The sequence below is a fragment of the Nocardia suismassiliense genome, assembly GCF_900269665.1.
In the GTDB taxonomy this organism is placed as follows: Bacteria; Actinomycetota; Actinomycetes; order Mycobacteriales; family Mycobacteriaceae; genus Nocardia; species Nocardia suismassiliense.
Window position 1 is genome coordinate 1,661,577 of record NZ_LT985361.1, and the last position, 14,100, is coordinate 1,675,676.

General features: G+C 66.1%; 13 protein-coding genes and 1 tRNA gene. 9 read left to right on the forward strand and 5 right to left on the reverse strand.

The genetic code is table 11. From position 1 onward, the window contains the following. Positions 1-51: 51 nt before the first annotated feature. Entirely contained in the window at positions 52-420 is a 369-nt protein-coding gene (locus DBO33_RS07415; protein ID WP_107654358.1) for a DUF2511 domain-containing protein, read from the forward strand. A gap of 184 nt (positions 421-604) precedes the next feature. Here the strand turns inward: DBO33_RS07415 and DBO33_RS42605 are convergent, their stop codons facing one another. Then, positions 605-862 carry a hypothetical protein gene (locus DBO33_RS42605; protein WP_159080143.1) on the reverse strand — a complete coding sequence of 86 codons (258 nt, stop codon included), beginning with the start codon at positions 860-862 and terminating at the stop codon, positions 605-607. Between the two features lie 255 nt (positions 863-1,117). On the opposite strand from DBO33_RS42605, the gene DBO33_RS07420 reads away from it, so the two are divergent. Further along, complete coding sequence (locus tag DBO33_RS07420; protein WP_107654359.1) at positions 1,118-1,750, forward strand: Clp protease N-terminal domain-containing protein; 633 nt, start codon at positions 1,118-1,120, stop codon at positions 1,748-1,750. A 117-nt stretch (positions 1,751-1,867) separates the two neighbouring features. Here the strand turns inward: DBO33_RS07420 and DBO33_RS07425 are convergent. After that, a tRNA-Met gene (locus DBO33_RS07425) sits at positions 1,868-1,941 on the reverse strand. Between the two features lie 302 nt (positions 1,942-2,243). Here DBO33_RS07425 and DBO33_RS07430 point away from each other — a divergent pair. From DBO33_RS07430 to DBO33_RS07445, 4 genes are all read left to right on the forward strand, one after another. Further along, the gene (locus DBO33_RS07430) at positions 2,244-3,947 is read left to right on the forward strand and encodes an MDR family MFS transporter (protein ID WP_107660056.1); all 1,704 of its coding nucleotides are present in this window, start codon (positions 2,244-2,246) and stop codon (positions 3,945-3,947) included. Between the two features lie 440 nt (positions 3,948-4,387). Beyond that, positions 4,388-5,212, forward strand: a complete 825-nt coding sequence (locus tag DBO33_RS07435; RefSeq protein WP_107654360.1) for an acyl-CoA thioesterase — start codon at positions 4,388-4,390, stop codon at positions 5,210-5,212. Beyond that, positions 5,212-6,600, forward strand: coding sequence for a hypothetical protein (locus DBO33_RS07440; RefSeq protein ID WP_107654361.1), 1,389 nt, complete (start codon positions 5,212-5,214; stop codon positions 6,598-6,600). Before DBO33_RS07435 ends, DBO33_RS07440 begins: the two co-directional genes overlap by 1 nt. After that, positions 6,597-7,850, forward strand: coding sequence for a cytochrome P450 family protein (locus tag DBO33_RS07445; RefSeq protein ID WP_107654362.1), 1,254 nt, complete (start codon positions 6,597-6,599; stop codon positions 7,848-7,850). The genes DBO33_RS07440 and DBO33_RS07445 overlap by 4 nt, the downstream gene beginning before the upstream one ends. 53 nt (positions 7,851-7,903) lie before the next feature. Here the strand turns inward: DBO33_RS07445 and amaB are convergent, their stop codons facing one another. Further along, a complete protein-coding gene (amaB, locus tag DBO33_RS07450; RefSeq protein ID WP_107654363.1) occupies positions 7,904-9,433 on the reverse strand; it encodes an L-piperidine-6-carboxylate dehydrogenase in 1,530 nt (509 codons plus the stop codon). A 112-nt stretch (positions 9,434-9,545) separates the two neighbouring features. On the opposite strand from amaB, the gene DBO33_RS07455 reads away from it, so the two are divergent. Together DBO33_RS07455 and lat are read left to right on the forward strand one after the other, a co-directional pair. Next, entirely contained in the window at positions 9,546-9,998 is a 453-nt protein-coding gene (locus tag DBO33_RS07455; RefSeq protein ID WP_040732134.1) for an Lrp/AsnC family transcriptional regulator, read from the forward strand. Between the two features lie 63 nt (positions 9,999-10,061). Further along, a complete protein-coding gene (lat, locus tag DBO33_RS07460; protein ID WP_107654364.1) occupies positions 10,062-11,396 on the forward strand; it encodes an L-lysine 6-transaminase in 1,335 nt (444 codons plus the stop codon). 83 nt (positions 11,397-11,479) lie between these two features. Here the strand turns inward: lat and DBO33_RS07465 are convergent, their stop codons facing one another. Both DBO33_RS07465 and DBO33_RS07470 read right to left on the reverse strand, forming a co-directional pair. Then, positions 11,480-11,824, reverse strand: coding sequence for a hypothetical protein (locus DBO33_RS07465; protein WP_107654365.1), 345 nt, complete (start codon positions 11,822-11,824; stop codon positions 11,480-11,482). Beyond that, a complete protein-coding gene (locus DBO33_RS07470; protein ID WP_107654366.1) occupies positions 11,824-12,243 on the reverse strand; it encodes a DUF1707 SHOCT-like domain-containing protein in 420 nt (139 codons plus the stop codon). Before DBO33_RS07470 ends, DBO33_RS07465 begins: the two co-directional genes overlap by 1 nt. 30 nt (positions 12,244-12,273) lie before the next feature. Between DBO33_RS07470 and DBO33_RS07475 the strand changes: the two genes are divergently transcribed. Continuing rightward, positions 12,274-13,908, forward strand: coding sequence for a serine/threonine-protein kinase (locus DBO33_RS07475; protein WP_107654367.1), 1,635 nt, complete (start codon positions 12,274-12,276; stop codon positions 13,906-13,908). The last annotated feature ends 192 nt before the right edge of the window (positions 13,909-14,100 follow it).

The following is a 14,100-nucleotide window of genomic DNA, read 5'->3' on the forward strand; positions in this document are numbered from 1 at the left end:
GATACCGAGGTTGCTGGAGGAAAGATGGTTTCGATGGTTCGAGGATTGCTCATGACCGGTGTCGCGTGCGGCGGCGCACTGCTGATCAGCGCGTGCGGCGGCGGTGCCGGGCCGAAGTCGCCCGCACAGCCGACCCCGGTGCCGCTACCGGAACCGACCTCCAGCAGTCAGCCCGTTGCGAGCGAAACCCTCGGCTACCTATGGCCGTTCACCATCGATCGCGGCACCATCGAATGCCGCGTCGGCGACCAAGCCGTATTCGTAGCTCCGGACGGCAAGCCCTACGCCCTGAACGACAATGCCGAACAAGCAGGAGTGTCCAGCATCGAACCATTGCGCGCCGACGGTTCCGATGGCGACAAGATAAGTCTCGGCGCCGTGCGCAGCAGAACGCTGCAGTTGTGCAAGTTCGCGGGATAGTGGGTTCACTTTTCAGCAGAATGATATGCATCGGTCCCCTGATGCCAGTGGTTCGACACCTGCGTTTGCTGGCAGCGTCTGGCTGCGGTAGTGCGGCTGTGTGACTCCGACGGACGTCGGAGTCACACAGCTGAACCAATGGGTCACTACCAGCTGGCGGGCTGGTCAGCCTTTGGAACCACGATCAGTTCGTGGGGACCCACACAAAGGAACCACCGAGAGGTTTGCATTCGTGGAATGCGCCTTGCAGCCAAACGATCTTACCGTCCAGATTGGGCGGGCAAAACATCTCGACCGCGTCGAACGACCCAGGCGCGTACTGTGCGGAAACTGCGGCCGGTGCCGGAGTTACCGCATCGGCGGACGCCTGTGCAGGCAGTCCGAGCATCGTTGCCCCGGCGGCAATTCCAGCGATCGCGGCAGCAAAACGTATCTTGTTCATGGGTGCATAACTTTCTTTGTGATGTCGACGCGTATTCGGTGTCGATCTGAAGCGACATTAACAGCGCGGTATGCCGAGCGGTGTGTGTCGAGGCTGCCAAAGCTATTGCGGCAGCGCAAGATAGGTGTTGGCAGTATCGCGCTGACAGCTCGACTGTCATATTCCTGCCAGAGATGGGATCAGCGTCTGACATATTTATGACGGAACCGCCATTGTGTATTGCGGGGGTACGGCTGATCCGTGCACCATGAATAGATGGATCTGCTCAATATCGGGGCCGATGAGGCGTTGCGCCTGAATCATGGCTGGATCGGCCCGGAGCACACACTGCTGGGTGTGCTGCGCGGCGACAGCAACGATGTGGCGCGGCAGGCCCTCGAGCAGGCCGGCATCGACGCGGTGACCGTCGAAACACGGCTGAGGGCAATCGATTCCGGTGCGACAGTGGACGGGCTGAGCCCTAATCCCCGCTGGCACACGGTCCGTGGCCGCGCTGAAGGTATCGCCTACGGATTGGGAGCTACCGAGCCGGACACAGTGCACTTCCTGCTCGCTGTTCTGTGGGATAGCAGGCGCTGGTTGTTGCCCGACACCTCCGAAGCAACGCGCGCGGCGATCGTTGCTGCACTGAGCAGTCTCGGTGTTGAACTGCCGCGAGCCCCATTGCCCGAACTCGAGCCCTCGGTCCGAATGGCCACTTATGTCGAATTTCCTCGGCGAGCGACCGACGATGTCATTGCGCTGCTCGTGGCGCGTCACCCGCCAGGAAGCGGGCCCCAGTGGGGTTTCAACTACAAGAACGACGAAATCGCTTGGGCCCGTGCGGAGACCGGGATCGACCTGCACGGGATCGTCGAGGAAGCGCTCGCGCGAATAGCTGGGAAGTAGTCTGGCTCGCCCCGGGGCCAATGGCGTCGACCGCATCGGGGCCGGCGGGTGCGATGCTCTCTCGCCTCCGGCAACGAAAACGGCCCGAAACCTTGTGGTTTCGGGCCGTATCTTTTGTAGCGGGGACAGGATTTGAACCTGCGACCTCTGGGTTATGAGCCCAGCGAGCTACCGAGCTGCTCCACCCCGCGTTGGGTGTCTCCAACCTTACACACTGCGGGTCCGGATGCGAAAACGCCTGGTGGCGCGGGTCGTCTGGGTGTGGCGCGCAGGGGAAGGCGGGTAGCGACGGTTCCTTGCTGACTATGGTGTGGATCACAGTTAGCTGGTGAGGGAGATAGACATCACTCCTCGTTTCCCGAATCGTGACCGAGGTTTATCGTTGCTGGTTCGTGATGCTGAGTTCGTGGGCGCAAGGTCGCCGCGGTCCGGGGATGGGAATGACCGCAGTTTCGACAACTGATGCGTGATTTTCTGATTTCAGGAGTTGCTGATGGCGCTGACCCATCGCGGACATCGGACCGAGCGAGTAGACGCGGCCCCGGTATCGCACAGTCCGGCAGGATTTACCCATCGGCAGGTGCTGGTCATCCTGAGCGGCCTGGTCCTCGGCATGTTCATGGCGGCGCTGGATCAGACGATCACCGCGACCGCCGTGCGGACCATCGCCGATGACCTGTCCGGCTACTCGTTGCAGGCGTGGGTCACCACGGCCTACTTGATCACCGCGACATTGACGACGCCCCTGTACGGCAAATTGTCGGATATGTACGGCCGCAGGCCATTTCTGCTCGCGGCCATCGTGATATTCGTGGGCGGCTCGCTGCTGTGCACGGTGGCGCAGTCGATGTATCAGCTTGCGGTGTTCCGGGCTGTGCAGGGTGTGGGTGCGGGCGGGCTGATGTCGCTCGCCTCGGCCATCCTCGGCGACATTGTGAGTCCGCGCGAAAGAGCCAAGTATCAAGGGCATTTCCTGGCGACCTGGGCGACGGCCAGTGTGATCGGCCCGGTACTCGGCGGCCTCTTCGCGAGTCAGCACGCCATTCTCGGGATCACCGGCTGGCGCTGGGTGTTCTTGATCAACGTTCCGGTCGGGCTGGTCGCGCTGGTGGTGGTGTATCGCGTGGTCCGGATGCCGAGGAGCAGTCCAGCCAGCGGCCGGGTCGATTGGCTCGGGACCGCGGCCTTCGCCATCGGCATCACGCCGTTGCTGATCGTCGCGGAGCAAGGCCGAAGTTGGGGATGGACCAGTGTGGGCGCGGTGGCCTGCTATCTGATCGGCGCGGTCGGGCTGATCGCGTTCGTCGGTATCGAGGCAAAGATGGGGGACGCGGCGTTGATTCCGTTGCGGCTCTTCCGGAATCGGACCTTCGCGCTCGGTGTCGCGATCGCGCTGGTGGTCGGTGCGTCGCTGTTCGGCGGCATCATCTTGGTCCCGCAGTACTTACAGGTCGTGCGCGGGGCCAGTCCGATCGCCGCGGGTCTGCAGTTGTTGCCGATGGTCGGTGGCCTGATGGTGGGCTCGATCGTGTCCAATCGGCTCATCACGCGGACCGGCCGGTACCGGGCGTTCCCGATTATCGGTACGGCGACGGTCGCGGTCGGCCTGTTCCTGTTCCACTATCTGACGCCGGAAACGCCACTGTGGCGAACCATGATCTTCATGGCGGTCACCGGGTTCGGACTGGGAAATCTGTTGCAGCCCATTACTTTGGCCATCCAGAACGCCGCCGCGCCCAAGGATATGGGCGTATCGAGCGCGGCCGCCACCTTCTTCCGTCAGGTCGGCGGCACGCTCGGCGTCGCGGCATTGCTGTCGACGCTGTTCGGCCTGCTGCCGACCAAGGTGACCGCCGCGATCGAAGCGGCGTCGACCCAGCCGGCGTATCAGCAGGCCGTGCTGGCCGGTTTGCACAGCGGTAATCCTGCCGATGTGGCCTTCGCACAGGGGCTGGTCCACCACGATCCGGCCGCGGTGCAGAAGGTGCTCGATGACAGTTCGGTCATTCAGCAACTGAACCCGACGCTGGCGGGTCCATTGCAGACCGGCTTCGCCGAAGCCATGTCGACGGTGTACCTGGCGGCCGCCGTGCTCGCGCTGGTCGCCTTGGTGATGGTGCTGTTCTGGAAGGAGATCCCGCTGCGGGAATCCGGTGGGGTCGAGTCATCCGGCGCCGAGGGCGGCATTCAGAAATAGCAGAACCGGCAGGAATCGGACAATCCATGCGCGATTGTTAACTGTCCATTAAATGCTGGCAATTCTCAGAAAGTACTGTGCCGACCATTGTTGGTAAACGGATAGTAAATCGCTTCTCGGCATCCGCTCGCGGTAATCGACGCATGGCGACGTCTTGTGGTGGGCGTCGGCGGCCGGGGCAGCTGGAATCTGAATGTTGTGATACTTGCTGGTCGGCGGCGTTTTGCGAGTAGATATGGGCGGTTCGTACCCTTGGTGATCGAAGGTATTCCGTAAAGACACTTCTGCTCACTGTGAAATGGATTACAGCCCCCTTGAATTAGATTAACCAGAGGTTCACTGTGTCTGGTACGAGGTGTCACACGATGATTTATCCGAGCTCCATCTGCACGGGTGCATCGCCAGCACTGTTTGGGATCTCTGAAGCGAAGGTTTTGCCCATGGTTGAGTTACTCGACGCGATGGCGGTGGAGCAGATCGACACGAACTTCTTTCGTGGCAAGCTGCAGCACCGCACCGCGCTGGTTCGGACATTCGGCGGCGAAGTGGCGGCACGAGCGCTGGCGGCGGGATCGGCGGGCATGCCCGCCGGATTCAAGGTTCATTCGATACACGGATACTTCGTCCGGTCGACCGCGTCGGAGATTCCGATCGACTATCTGGTCGACACCGTCAAACACGGCCGGTCGTTCGCGGTTCGCCGCATCCGGGCGGTGCAGCACGGGCGGGAGACCTTCTTGATGGTCGCCTCGTTCCACGTCGGCGACCGCGGTGTGCGGCACGCCGACGCGTGCCCCGAGGCGCCGGACCCGGAACAGCTGGCCCGGATCGGCGTGGGCGACGCGGGCAACGAGTGGGAAGGCTGGGACATCCGCCCCGTGCCCGATTCCACGATCGGCGCTGCACGCCAACAGGTTTGGCTTCGCTACACCGGCGAACTGCCCGACTGCCCGGTGACGCACAGTTGCGCGCTGACCTACGCCAGCGACATGACACTGCTGGGCGCCGCCGTCGCGCCACACCCGGGCATCGCCATTCAGACTGCGGCGCTGGACTATTCGATCTGGTTCATGCGGTCCTACCGCGTCGACGACTGGCTGCTGTATGACGAGATATCACCGTCGGCAGGCGCCGGTCGCGCGTTCACTCAGGGCCGGATCTTCAGTCGCACCGGCGATTTGGTGGCCATGGTTGCTCAGGAGCGGATGCTGCGGCTGGCCGAGCCGGGCTTCGGCCACAGCCTCGTCGATCGGGCGGCTTCCTGATGGCCCCCGTGTACGTCGGTCTCACCGACAAGGCGTTCCTGCGACTGCACCACGGCTACGGCGCACCGGTCATCAGCCAGACGGTGACGGTGCTGGCCAACCGGCTCACCGAGGACGAGCTGGGCGAGATGTACGCCCAGCTGCGCTCCGGCCCGTTCATGCGGCGGGTGCGCCGCCCGCGGGTGCCCTTCGCCCGCTGGCGCTGGGTACTGGCGGATACCGCCTTGCCGTTGCACCTGGAGCATGCCGCGATCGACGACGCCGACGCGCTGGCCTGGGCCGGTGACGAAGCGCAGTATCCGCTCGACCCGGAGCGGGGCTACGGGTGGCGGCTGTCGGCGGTGCCGACGCGGTCCGGCGGCATGGTCCTGTCCTGTATCGCCTCGCACGCCATCGCCGACGGTCACGCGGGACTGATGGCGGCCATCGGACTCGTGCAGCCCGAGCTCGCCACCACGGAGGGCCTGACCGACGCCGTCACCTTCCGCGACGACCTGAAGGACGGCACGCGCCGCAGCATAACCGTTGTGCGCGAGGTGGTTTCGGAAGCGCGCCGAGCGCGCCGGGATCCGTCCCATCGCAAGGCGATCCGCCGAGCACTGTCCGGTCGCTGCGCGACGCGGCAGTCCACGCCGCTCGGCTGGCGTGAAGGCTCGGTGATCGCCACGTTCGACGCGGCCCGGTGGAAGGATCTCGCGGCCCAGCGCGGCGGCACCTCCAACACGCTGTATCTGGCGCTGGTCGCTGATCTGCTGCGGCACTGCGGGCTGGTCGGCGAGGCAGGCCCGCTGGTGTTGATGACCGCCGTGCGGATTCTGCGTGAGCAGGACCAGATCGACTCGAATTCCTTTGCCCGCGTGCCGATCGTGGTGCAGCGGGAGTGGCTGGATCAGTTCGACCTCGCGCCGTTGCGCGCGGCCAGCAAGGCAGGCTTCGGGTCGGTGCACGGGGTCGGGGCCGGCGGGATCTCGCGCCCGCGGAACATGCCGCCCGAACTGGTCGATGTGCTGCCGGAGGGCGTGGTCGAACGGCTCGTCGATACCCCGCCGATCACCGTCGGAATGTGTTCGAACATGGGCGTATTGGACCCGTTCGTGCCGACCGTGGTGCGCCACGGCGCGACGCCGACGATGTTCGTGATGCGCGGCGTCTTCCAGGGCATCGACACCGAGCAGGCCGGTCAGCAGCCGATCGCGCTGGCCACCTGGCTCTCGGAGTTCGACGGGAAGATCCAGTGGGTGCTGGAGAGCATCAAACCCGAAATGGCGCATACCGACGAGGAATTGGGCTTTCTGGCGCGGCTGGTCGCCGAGTCCTGGGGCTTGGATCCGCTGCACGTCAGCAGTGGTGGTGGCAGTACCAGCAAGTCAGCGAGGGAGTTCTCATGACCAAGCCGTTGATCAAACTGGGCACCGAGTTCGTCTACAACCCACACCCGGTGTACGACGAGCTGCGCGAACAAGGGCCGATCCACCACGTGCTGCTGCCGAACGGGCTGACCTCCTGGCTGGTGGTCGACTATCAGCTCGCCCGCGCGGTACTCGCCGACGACCGGATCAAGAAGGGTGCGGCCGCCCTCGCACCGATCACGACGCGGCTGCGCCCAGGCGATACGTACACGACGATGAGCACCGACCTGTGGGAACACATGCTCAGCTCCGACCCGCCGGACCACACTCGCCTGCGCAGGCTGGTGACCAAGGGCTTCACCGCGCGCACCGTGGAGCAGTTGCACCCGCGCATCGATGCGCTCGCCGATCAGCTGCTCGACGAGATGGCGGGCAAGTCCGAAGTCGACTTGATCGACGGCTACGCGCTGCCGATTCCGATGACGGTGATCTGCGAACTGTTCGGCGTGCCTGCGGCGGATCGGGCGCGGTTCCGGGAGTTGTCCACCACGATGACAGCGTCGTCGGCCGAGAATGCCGAAGACCAACAGGCCCTGGCGAATTCGCCGTTCTATGCCACAGCGGCCGAGCGCGGGGCCGCGAGTATCGAGCTGGCCACGTACCTGATCGGGCTGGTCGCGGAGCGATCGAAGGACCTCGGCGAGGATCTGTTGTCCCAGCTGATCATGGCCAACCACGAGGGGGACAAGCTCAGCGACCGGGAACTGATCGCCATGCTGTTCCTGATCCTGGTGGCGGGCCACGAAACAACGGTCAACCTGATCGGCAACGGCCTCTACGCGATGCTGCGCGACCGCGTGCTGTACGAGGAGCTCACGCACGCGCCGGAGCGGATTCCCGCCGCCATCGAGGAGTTCCTGCGCCACGAGGGACCCGTTCACCTGGCCACCCTGCGCTACACCGCCGAGCCGGTCACGTTGGCGGGCATCGACATTCCGGCCGAGGAGCTGGTGTCGGTGTCGCTGGCCGCGGCCGATCACGACCCGGGCCAGTTCGTGGACCCGCACGCCCTCGAGATCGGCAAGACCGGCCAGCGCAAAGGCGGCCACCTGGCCTTCGGGCACGGCATCCACTACTGCGTCGGCGCCCCGCTGGCGCGGTTGGAGGCGAAGGTCGCGTTCGAGAAGATCCTGGCTCGTTATCCGAACATGAAGATGGCCGACGAGGTGCAGTGGCGGCCGAGCACCTTTCTGCGCGGCCTGCAAACGCTGCCGACCGTCATCGACTGAGCAAAACGACGAAGGCCCGGCTCCACGGAGCCGGGCCTCGTGTCGGCTAGGGATCAGCCGAACTTGATGCCTTGCGCCAGTGGCAGTTCGGCGGAGTAGTTGATGGTGTTGGTGGCCCGGCGCATGTACGCCTTCCACGAATCCGAACCGGATTCGCGGCCACCGCCGGTCTGCTTCTCACCGCCGAACGCGCCGCCGATCTCGGCACCGGAGGTACCGATATTGACGTTGGCGATGCCGCAGTCGGAGCCGTCGGCGGCCAGGAAACGCTCGGCCTCGCGCTGATCGCTGGTGAAGACGGCCGACGAGAGTCCCTGCGGCACCTCGTTGTGCATGGCGATCGCACTGTCGAAGTCGTGATAGGTCAGCACGTAGAGGATCGGCGCGAAGGTCTCCTCACGCACGACCGCGGTCTGGGCGGGCATCCGCACGATCGCCGGACGCACGTAGTAGGCGTCGTCGCCGAAGCCGTCGACTCGTTCACCGCCGCAGATCAATTCGCCGCCGTCGGCGAGCGCCTTGTCCAGTGCGGCCCGCATGCCCGCGTAGGCCCGGCCATCGATCAGCGGTCCGACCAGCACCCCGTCTTCCAGCGGATTGCCGACGCGCAGTTGCTGATACGCGCTCTCGATCCGCTCGACCAGCGGTCCGACCACGTCGGCGTGCGCGATCAACCGGCGCAGGGTGGTACACCGCTGGCCCGCCGTGCCCGCCGCGGCGAACACGATGCCGCGCGCCGCGAGCTCCAAATCCGCTGAGGGCGTGACGATCGCGCCGTTGTTGCCGCCCAGCTCCAGCAGGCAGCGGCCGAACCGCTCGGCCACCCGCGGTGCCACGATCCGGCCCATCCGGACCGAGCCGGTCGCGCTGACCAGCGCCACCCGCTCGTCGTCCACCAGGCGGGCGCCCACGTCCGCCGCGCCCTGAATCAGTTGGTGCACTTCGGGATCCGCGCCGACGTCCGTCGCGGCGCGCCGCAGCAGGGTGTGGCAGGCGAGCGCGGTCAGCGGCGTCGTCTCCGACGGCTTCCACACCACGGTGTCACCGCAGACCAGCGCGATCGCGGTGTTCCACGCCCATACGGCCACCGGGAAGTTGAACGCCGAGATGACCCCGACGACCCCCAGCGGATGCCACGTCTCCATCAACCGGTGGCCGGGCCGCTCCGAAGGCATCGTCTGCCCGTAGAGCTGGCGCGAGAGGCCGATCGCGAATTCGCAGACGTCGATCATCTCCTGCACCTCGCCCGCGGCCTCGGCGCCGATCTTGCCCGCCTCCAGTGTGACCAGCTCGGCGAGTTCGCTCTTGTGCGTGGTCAGCAGCTCGGCCAGCCTGCGCACCACCGCCGCGCGGACCGGCGCGGGCACGGTGCGCCACGCGCCGAATGCCGTGGCCGCCCGTGCGATCGCGGCATCGACCTCATCCATCGAGCTCGATTGCAGGGTCATCAGCTGTGCGCCGGTGATCGGGCTGCGGGCGGGCAGATCGCCGGATTCCGGGGGCGTTACGCCGAGTCCGCGCAGCACCGCTGCCGCGCGCTCCGCGAGTTCCCGAGTGGTCTGATCGCCGAGTACATCTGTCATCTGTTGCTCCGCCGTACCTTTCGGCCGCATTGCGGCATATCTGTCCCATGTCTTGGGAGGATCGGGGTGAGGTTCCTGCCACGAGCGGGGTCGCCTGGGTTAGTCTCCGCTGATGGCGGATACACCTGCACGACCTGCACTCGACGACATCGATCGCCTGCTGATTCGGGAACTGATGGCCGATGGACGCGCCACGCTGTCGAATCTGGCCGAGAAGGCGAGCCTGTCGGTGTCCGCCGTGCAATCGCGGGTGCGCAGGCTGGAAGCGCGCGGGGTGATCCGCGGCTACACGGCGCACGTCGACCCGGAGGCACTCGGCCAGCTGTTGTCGGCATTCGTCGCGATCACTCCTCTCGACCCGTCGCAGCCCGATGACGCCCCGGCCGTATTGCAGCACATCCCCGGGATCGAGGCGTGCCATTCGGTGGCCGGTGACGAGAGCTATGTCCTGCTGGTGCGGGTGGCCTCACCACGGCACCTCGAGCAGCTGCTGCAGGAGATCAGAGCGACCGCCAACGTCAGGACCCGAAGCACCATCATCTTGCAGACATTCTATGACAGGTAGCTGTTACGTGTAATTAATCCGCTTTCCTGTACAGAAACCGTAAATTTTCGTATCCTCGGTGGCGTGACCATCGAACTGGAACGCACCCGCCCGGCGGTCACCCCCGCCGCCCGGGTGCACGAGATCTTGTCGGCCAGCATCCTCGCCGATGGCTTCGACTTGGTGCTGGACCTACAACAGTCCCGCGGCTGCAAGCTCGTCGATGAACGTGACGGCAGCTCCTATCTGGACATGTTCGGCTTCTTCGCGTCCAACGCACTGGGGATGAACCACCCCGCGCTGGCCGAGGACGCGGAGTTCCGCGAACAGCTGGTGACCGCCGCGCTCAACAAGCCGAGCAACTCCGACATCTACACCGTCGAGATGGCCCGCTTCGTGGAGACGTTCGTGCGGGTGCTCGGCGATCGGCGGCTGCCGCACCTGTTCTTCATCGACGGTGGCGGGCTCGCCGTGGAGAACGCGCTGAAGATCGCGTTCGACTGGAAGAGCAGGCACAACGAAAGCAACGGCCGCGCACCGGAACTCGGCACCAAGGTGCTGCACCTGACCGGCGCCTTCCACGGCCGCACCGGCTACACCATGTCGCTCACCAACACCGACCCGGTGAAGACCGCCAGGTTCCCCAAGTTCGATTGGCCGCGCATCGACTCGCCGTACCTGAGCGAGGATCACGACATCGACGCGGCCGAAGCCCGCGCGCTGGACCAGGCCCGCCGCGCGTTCGCCGAAAACCCGCACGACATCGCGTGTTTCATCGCCGAGCCGATCCAGGGCGAGGGTGGCGACCGGCACCTGCGTCCGGAGTTCCTGCAGGCGATGCAGCAGCTGTGTCACGAGAACGACGCGCTGTTCGTGCTGGACGAGGTGCAGACCGGCGTCGGCATGACCGGAACCACCTGGGCCTACCAGCAACTCGGCGTGCAGCCCGACATCATCGCGTTCGGCAAGAAGACCCAGGTGTGCGGTGTGATGGCGGGTGGGCGCGTCGACGAGGTGCCCGACAACGTGTTCGTGGTCAACTCCCGGATCAACTCGACCTGGGGCGGCAACCTCACCGACATGGTGCGGGTCCGGCGCATCCTCGAGGTGCTGGAGCAGGACTCGCTCATCGAACGGTCGCGGGCCCTCGGCGCGCATCTGCTCGATCGGCTGCAGATCCTCGCCGCACAGCATCCGAGCATCAGCGAACCGCGGGGACGTGGGCTGATGTGCGCGGTGACGGTGGCGTCGGCGCAGTTGCGCGACGAGGTGGTCACCGCGTTGCGCGAACGCGAGCATGTGCTGATCCTCGGCACGGGTGAGCGGGGAATCCGCTTCCGGCCGCCGCTGACCGTCAGCGCTGCCGAATTGGATGCCGCGGTCGACGCGCTCGATCGGGTGATCGCCGGCTTCGAGTAGGGCGACGCCGCTTATTGCGACTATGCGCGGGCAGCCGGGATCTTTCCGGCTACCCGCGCATTGCTGTTGGTATCGGTAGTTGATCAGTCGGTGGTGGGGCGCAGGCCCAGGGCGCCCTCGACGAATCGGCGGACGCTGGTCAGGCCGGCTTCGAGGGCCGGTTCGTATCCTGCTCGCGCCCAGCCGGTGAGTTCGGCGGTGCCGTCGCCGAGGGGTCTGGCGCCGACCTCGGCGACCATCTCCGCGGTGGTCGGTTCGCAAACCGCCCAGGAGAAGTGGGATTCCTCGGCCCACCCGGCGGTGCGCAGCGCGACGTAGCCGGGGTCGGTGATGCCGCCCTCGGCCAAGGCGGGCCGATCGTCGATCCGGTCGTCGGCGCGCAGTGCGCGCAGATACCAAGTCCCCGCGTTGATTTCGATGGGTTCCATCAGGAGTCCCTGCGGCGGTCGCGACCTCGGCCGTGCTCACCGTGCCAGCCGTGACCGCTGTGCCCGCTGCCGAACAGCAGAGCGCCCATCAGTGGAATCGCCAGGAACCACAGCCAACTGCCGGTGGTGAAGAACAGGATGACCGCCAGGATCGGGACGACCGCCATCGCCCGTTCCGGCCAGCCGGCCAGGAAACCGGACTTCGACTCGGCAGGCACCGCAGCGGCTTTGACGAGCGGATCCGGCAGATCCGCGAAAACCGGTGTGATGTCGCCACGGGTGACGGCGGCCGCGATCACCGCGCTGCGCTCGTCGAATTCCGCGACGCTGAGCCGCCCGGCTGCGAAATGATCGGACAAACGCCGCATAGCGTCTTCACGCTCTGCGGTGCCGATACGGATTTCGGGTAGCTCCTCCATGAGGAGAAGGCTAGCGGGAGGTTCAGCACCATGGGTGAGACGTGGTTCGGCCACTATCGCCTCGATCGATTGCTCGGCAGCGGTGGCACCGGACAGGTGTGGCTCGCGCACGACAGCAGTGCCGATCGTGTGGTCGCATTGAAGGTGTTGTCCGCCTCGGTGGCGGCCGACCCGAAATACCGGCAGCGGTTCACCAGGGAGGCGCGGCTGGCGGCCCAGGTGCGCGGGCCGCATCTCGCGGCGATCCACTCCTTCGGCGAGCTCGACGGTCAGCTCTATCTCGACATGGAGTACATCGAAGGCACCGACCTCGCCACCGTGCTCCGGTGTGAGGGGCCGATGGCGCCCGCGCGGGCGGTGCGGATCGTGGTGCAGGTCGCAGAGGCCCTCGATGCCGCGCACCGGGCCGGGATGGTGCATCGCGACGTCAAACCGTCCAACATCATGCTCGATGCCGCCGGGGTCGCGCATCTGATCGACTTCGGTACGGCGTATCGGGTCGACCAGCCCGCGATCACCACGAGCAGCAATGTGGTCGGCACGCTGGCCTACATGGCGCCGGAACGTTTCTCGGGTGCTGGGGACGCTCGCTCCGACCAGTATTCGCTGGCCTGCGTGCTCTATGAATGCCTCACCGCGCGAAGGCCTTTCGGCAATGCCGATGCCGCACAGTCGCTGATGGCGCATTTGATGACGGACCCGCCGCTCGCCGCCGACTTCAATCACGCGGTGCCCGCCGGATTGGACGCCGTCATCGCGCGCGGCATGGCGAAGGTGCCGGAGCAACGGTGCGCCAGCGCAGGGGAATTGGCGTCGGCCGCGTATGCCGCGATCACCGGGCTCGATGTGCCGACGGTGCAGACCTCCGCTGCGGCGTTTTCGACATCTGCTCTGCCGGAGCCGATTCGAGCAGCTGATGTGCCTGCGACACTGCCACTGAGTCGTGCTTCGGGTCAGCGTGACTCGGCCCGAGCGGGGATGGGTGCGGGAGCTGCGGCACAAGGGGTTCCGTGGTCGGGGCGGTTCGGTGGTTCAGTCGGGGACGGTGGTGTGCGGGCGGGCATCGTTGCGGGCGAGGGTGTTTCGCGGCAGCGGGCGGCTGCTGAATCGTTGCGTGGAGACGCGGCAGGGCGTAGCGCCGGTTCGGCCGGGCACGGACCCGGTTCGCAAGAGGACGGTTCGCGGCAGACGATGCGATCGCGCGTCGCGGCGGGTGCTTTGGTGGTGCTTCTCGTGGCGGTGGGGATGGCGCTGTGGCTGGGGCGGCCCGGTGGGCCCGGAAAAGACTCGGCCGCACCGACGTCCGTGCCGACCGCAACTGCCGGGCCATCAGCTACGGCGCCCGCGCAGACCCTGCCCCCGGCCGCAGCGAATTCTCCGGCGCCGGTTCCCGCACCGTCCGTCACCGTTCCGGTTGCCTGGCAACCGTGCGATCCCACCGTCGATGTGCCCGGACTCGCCAAGGACGGCACGCTGCTGCACTGCGTCGGCACCGCCGACCGCGCCGCGAACTGGATGCCCGCGATGCCCGCGGCCGAGAAGCCGAAGCAGGACACGCCCAAGCCGAAGCAGGACACCGCTAAGCCGGGTCACGGCGACGAGTCCAGCGGAAACTCGGGTAACGGCAATGGCAATGGGCGGGGCAAGCCTGGCAACGGTCGGTAGGAGGGTCATGTCCCGTTGGCGGGTTGCTGAGCTTCGCAATGTCCGGCGGGTGTTGTTGAGGACACACTGGCCGGGTCGGCGGGGTGGGGTTAGGCTCCGAAGGAGGTTGGGTTCTGCGGTGTTCGCGGTGTGAGCTGGTGGTTTTCAGCGATACCTCGGGTTGATCGGAGGCCGGCGGGCCGGGCCTGGACA

Excerpts from the sequence above, each read along its gene's own strand:
- DBO33_RS07415 (WP_107654358.1), top strand. The coding sequence starts at position 52 with ATGACCGGTGTCGCGTGCGGCGGCGCACTGCTGATCAGCGCGTGCGGC.
- DBO33_RS42605 (WP_159080143.1), bottom strand. The coding sequence starts at position 862 with ATGAACAAGATACGTTTTGCTGCCGCGATCGCTGGAATTGCCGCCGGG.
- DBO33_RS07420 (WP_107654359.1), top strand. The coding sequence starts at position 1,118 with ATGGATCTGCTCAATATCGGGGCCGATGAGGCGTTGCGCCTGAATCAT.
- DBO33_RS07430 (WP_107660056.1), top strand. The coding sequence starts at position 2,244 with ATGGCGCTGACCCATCGCGGACATCGGACCGAGCGAGTAGACGCGGCC.
- DBO33_RS07435 (WP_107654360.1), top strand. The coding sequence starts at position 4,388 with ATGGTTGAGTTACTCGACGCGATGGCGGTGGAGCAGATCGACACGAAC.
- DBO33_RS07440 (WP_107654361.1), top strand. The coding sequence starts at position 5,212 with ATGGCCCCCGTGTACGTCGGTCTCACCGACAAGGCGTTCCTGCGACTG.
- DBO33_RS07445 (WP_107654362.1), top strand. The coding sequence starts at position 6,597 with ATGACCAAGCCGTTGATCAAACTGGGCACCGAGTTCGTCTACAACCCA.
- amaB (WP_107654363.1), bottom strand. The coding sequence starts at position 9,433 with ATGACAGATGTACTCGGCGATCAGACCACTCGGGAACTCGCGGAGCGC.
- DBO33_RS07455 (WP_040732134.1), top strand. The coding sequence starts at position 9,546 with ATGGCGGATACACCTGCACGACCTGCACTCGACGACATCGATCGCCTG.
- DBO33_RS07465 (WP_107654365.1), bottom strand. The coding sequence starts at position 11,824 with ATGGAACCCATCGAAATCAACGCGGGGACTTGGTATCTGCGCGCACTG.
- DBO33_RS07470 (WP_107654366.1), bottom strand. The coding sequence starts at position 12,243 with ATGGAGGAGCTACCCGAAATCCGTATCGGCACCGCAGAGCGTGAAGAC.
- DBO33_RS07475 (WP_107654367.1), top strand. The coding sequence starts at position 12,274 with ATGGGTGAGACGTGGTTCGGCCACTATCGCCTCGATCGATTGCTCGGC.